The organism is Nocardia sp. NPDC055321 (assembly GCF_053645575.1).
This window is the reverse complement of sequence record NZ_JBSHMS010000004.1, coordinates 245,337-249,889: the sequence shown is the minus strand read 5'-3', so window position 1 is coordinate 249,889 and position 4,553 is coordinate 245,337. Positions and strand designations below refer to the sequence as shown.

The 4,553-nt window shown below is 67.2% G+C and carries 3 protein-coding genes; 1 reads left to right on the top strand and 2 read right to left on the bottom strand.

From position 1 onward, the window contains the following. Positions 1–571: 571 nt before the first annotated feature. Both ACWIGI_RS08315 and mftF read right to left on the bottom strand, forming a co-directional pair. Complete coding sequence (locus tag ACWIGI_RS08315) at positions 572–1,921, bottom strand: GAF domain-containing protein (RefSeq protein WP_454201667.1); 1,350 nt, start codon at positions 1,919–1,921, stop codon at positions 572–574. 360 nt (positions 1,922–2,281) lie between these two features. Beyond that, the gene (gene mftF, locus ACWIGI_RS08310) at positions 2,282–3,682 is read right to left on the bottom strand and encodes a mycofactocin biosynthesis glycosyltransferase MftF (protein ID WP_454201666.1); all 1,401 of its coding nucleotides are present in this window, start codon (positions 3,680–3,682) and stop codon (positions 2,282–2,284) included. Between the two features lie 230 nt (positions 3,683–3,912). On the opposite strand from mftF, the gene mftR2 reads away from it, so the two are divergent. Then, positions 3,913–4,533, top strand: a complete 621-nt coding sequence (gene mftR2, locus ACWIGI_RS08305) for a mycofactocin system transcriptional regulator MftR2 (RefSeq protein ID WP_454201665.1) — start codon at positions 3,913–3,915, stop codon at positions 4,531–4,533. The last annotated feature ends 20 nt before the right edge of the window (positions 4,534–4,553 follow it).

The following is a 4,553-nucleotide window of genomic DNA, read 5'->3' as shown; positions in this document are numbered from 1 at the left end:
CGCATCGCCTCGCGACGCGTTGTCTCCACCGATACTCCCCAACTCCGTACCCTGCACCAGAGCCTCCTTCTTCAAACTTGCCCGCCATGCGGCCGAACGGGTTTCCGGGCAGCACGAAATAGGCCTGGGGTACCGGAGGATCCGATGCCCGAAGCCGCGAAATTCGCACTGCTCCTGGGTGATTCGACGAATGCGCGACGTCTTTCCCGACGTGTACGCGCGTGCTTCAACTAGCGCTCGAACCGATCGCGGTCCCCGCGATCCGCGCTCGGGATGTGACGGCGAGACGGCCGTTCACATCGTGGGTGTACTGCTTGCCGATCTCCTCCAACTCACCGCCGAGCGATGCGTACCGCGACCTGTCGCGAACCTCGCGTTGTCGCCTGCATCACACTTGCCGTCCATGCATTGCGAAGACTAGGCGGTACGTGAATAAAACGGAACTTTTTGCCCGAAAAAAGTTGGACGAGCGTCTAGTTGGTTCCGGAGATTACGCGGCGACCGCGATAAATGTGGGTGCAACCACATGACAAGGCCCAGGTGTGACCGAGGGCACTTTCGAATGCGAAGACTATGAGTCGAAACGTTGCATCTGCGTTGCATCCGCACCGAGGCGGCGATCGAGCACGCGAATCTTCGCCTCGATCTGCGCATACAGAGGTGAATCGCGGTCGACGGTGGCCCGGTAGGCCGCCCACGCGGCCGCGTCGTCGCGTCCCTCGGCACACGCGGTCCATCGGCTCAGCACCGAGGTTTCACCCGAACGCAGCACGGCGGTCCGCAACCGCACGCGCAATTCATCGCGAATGTCTATAACTCCTGGAGCGTTCGACCGCGGCAGCGCAGGGCCCGAATACAGCCGCACCGCCGAGTCCACGTCCCCGGAATCGAGCGCGGCGCGCAGCGCCTCCACGTCCGTGGCGATCGGAACCCGCAGCCGGTAGGGGCGCGAGCCGAAGACATTGGGACCGACCACCGAGCGCAACCGGGACATGGCCGCGCGAATCGTGGCGTTGTCCAGATCCGCGTCGTCGAGCAGCAGCGCCAGATGATCCGCGGACAGGCCCTCGGGATGCTCGCCCAGCAGCAGCAAGATCTCGGCGTGCCGCTGCGACAGCGGAACTCGCTCACCGGCCACGGTCAACTGCGGCTGCCCCAGCCCCAGCACCTCGAGTCCGAGACGCTCGGGCACCGGCGCCTCCCCAGCACGGCGATCCTGGCCCGAACGCACCGCGGCCAGCAGCAGATCCATCTCCATGGCCGTGGCCGCCGCCTTCACCAGCGCCAGAATCTCCGGCCGCGCCACCCGGACGCCGCCCGCGATCATGAGCACCCCGACCAACCGGCCGTCCGGATCATGCACGGGCGCAGCGGCTCCGGTGATCTGATGCATGCGATGCAGGAAATGCTCCGGGCCGTGAATCCAGGCCGCGCGCCCGGTGCGCACCACCAGGCCCACCGCGTTGGTGCCGACCCGGCGCTCGCTCAGATCGTTGCCCTCGCGCACACCCGCCTCGGACGCCGCCTGCACCCGGTCGGGATTGCCGTGCACCGACAGCACCCGGCCGAACTGGTCGGCCACCACCACGATCAGGCCCGTGCTGGTGGCATCGCGCAGCAGCAGCTTGTCCACCAGCGGCATGACCGCCGCGATCGGATGCGCGTCGCGATAGCGTTCGAGATCGGCTCCGCGCAGTCCGCGGCCGTCGTTTTCATCGAGTGGATCGACCCCGCCGCGCAGGCTGCGCAACCACGACTCCAGCACCATGGGTCGCAACAGACCCGGTAGCTGACCGAGCTGGTCGCCGCCCACACTGAGGTATCCGTGGGCTTGCGCGGCATAGGCCTCGAGCGCACCCAACTGAGTGCCCGGCTCGGCGCCGTGCTGCGGACTGCTCCCACCTGCGAGATTGCTAACCATTTGCCTTTCTTTCCCGAACCAAAGAGTACCGACGGCGATCCGAACCGAAGTACGAAGCCGTTCGTTTGTCCCGCAGGTCACACCCGAATCCGAGCCTCGCGAAATGTGACCCTCGCCAAGTCGGGTATGCCCGTCGGGCGCACACCTCACGGTGTAAGCGCAGGCTCTGCGAGGATTTCGGCGCGCGAGCGGAGAGGCCGGCGCGGTGCTCGAACTACGGGAACGGGCCGTTTGCGGGCGGTACGGGAAGGGACGCGCACGCGCGCTGTCCGGGACCGCCGCGCGGTGCGCGGCGGGGATCCGCACCCGCGTCCGGCGCCTGGCGGCACGGCCGGCCGGGCGCGGGTACGGGGTGGGAATTCAGTTGGGCGGCAGGGTGGGCCGCAGGACCGCGGCGCTGCGCAAACGCGCCGCACCCCACCACAGACCGGTGCCGTAGGCGACGTCGTCCAGGGTCTTGCAGGCCACGTAGCGGGCGGGATCGAGGCTGCCGGACTCGCGGTGAATGAACCAGTCGGCCAATCCGTCGGCCACCGCGATGGTGATCGCGAGATGCCGGATACGGCGCGAGCAGAGCATGCCGAGCAGGGTGACCGGCCAATAGTGCCGGCACAGGGAGGAAGCCAAACGCCAGAGACCGCCGGAGAAGCCGCGCGCCATATATATGGCCGCCACCCGGGTCGGATTGTCGAGATCCGCGAATACTCTGCGTAGTCGGAACAGCGTGGCGACCAGGGTCAGCGCCCCGCCCAGCACACCCCAGCGGGTCATCGTCCCGAACAGCAGCGCGGCCACCGCGGTCCAGATGGGAATCGACAGCGGCGCGGCCATTCCCGCGTGCCGCCGGCCCAGCGGCGCCACCCCGGTGCCATGGGTGACTTTGTGAGCGAACCACTTTCGCAGGGACACCGGATTGCTGTGCGCGACACGGGCGGCGGGTTCGTACCGCAGGCGCCAGCCCGCGCTGTCCAGCCGCCAGCACAGGTCGATATCGCCGCCGGCCGCCATGGATTCGTCGAATCCGCCCTCGGACAACAGCGCCAGCCTGCGCACCAGCAACGCGGTGCTCGGCACGTACGGCACCGCGCCGTGCGCCTGTACCGCGGACTCGCGCCGGCCCCGGTGCACCGACCCGCGGGTGTGCTCGTAGCGGGCCAGTAGCGTGGAATCGGGATCCATGGCCAGGATCCGCGGGGCGACCAGGGCCACCTTGGGATCGCTGAAATGACCGAGCATGACCTCCAGCCAGCCGGTGCGCGGTACCACGTCCGGATCCAGGAAGGCCACGAATTCGGTGGCGGCCGAGCGTAATCCGAAGTTGCGAGCGGCCGCGAGGCCGCGGCGGCGGTCCCGGCGCAGCACGGTCACCCGGCAGCGATGGGCCCGGTTGACCGGAATGCGCACGGGTTTGTCGGAGCCGTCGTCCACCACGATCACGGTGTAGCCGCGCAGCGCCGTGAGCAGGCGCGCGAGTCCCTCCGGATCGTTGTGCACGGGCACGATGACGGTGACGTCCTCGAGCGAAGGCAGCAGGCGCGGACGCGGATTCGCCACCCCGGAATCGAGCAGACGTCTGGCAACTCGAGCGGACGTAGGGTCTGTCACCTCGAGGTACCCGTCACCGATCATGGCCGCAGCCTCCGGTGCGAGGCGGAGCATTCGGGTCGGTGAGCCACCGACCAGGAACCGTCCACCGGAGTAAGTGCGCACCCTGGGATCGATCCGCACCCCGAAACCATCGGGAAGACGATCATGGCGCATTCCAAGAATGCTAGGCCAGCACACAGTTGGCAATCATGATTGGCGCGCCGCCGCTCTCCGGATAGTCCGTTTTCCTCATCGCGTCTCCCGGGGCCGGACCACCGCGCCGGACGGCGCTCTAGACTGCGGGATGGCTGACGCGCCTGCGAAAAACAGGAAAAGCGGCAGGTAACAGGCAGGGTCGGAAATTCCGGGCCCACGGTGGTCGAGGTGGTATGGGAGTCGGGCGCATGCAGACAGGCGGGGGCGGCAACACCCTCTCGGAATCGGAGATCGTCGAAGCCGCGTTGCGCGTGGTTCGACAGGACGGGGTGGAGAAACTCTCCATGCGGCGGCTCTCCCGCGAACTCGGCGTCTCCCCGATGGCCCCCTATTACTACGTCGCCGACAAACGCGAGCTACTCGATCTCGTCGCGACCGCCGCGCTCACCGGAGTACGCAAGCCCCCACCGGAATTCGGCACCTGGCAAATGCGCCTGCGCGACCTCATCGACCAGATCGACGAGAAATTGCGCAGGCACCCGGGCCTCGGCGATGTGCTCATCGAGCAGATGCTCGGCAAACAGCTCGACCTCATCGCGGCCGTGATGGAAATCCTGTTCGACGCCGGATTCGACGAGCGCAATGTGCTGTCCTCGTATGCGACCATCCACACCTACCTGTTCGGCCGCGGGAAGGTGAACCCGCGCGATCACGGCGCACTCGCGGATCGGGTGCTGCCCGAGGCCGTCGAACGGGCCATGAAGCATATGGGCGACCTGCGTGGGAAATACTCCTACGACTTCTCCATGGACGTGCTGATCGCCGGACTCGAGGCTCAGCTTGTCCGGCAGCGCGACAGCCACGTATAGTCAAACTAGAACACGTTCTA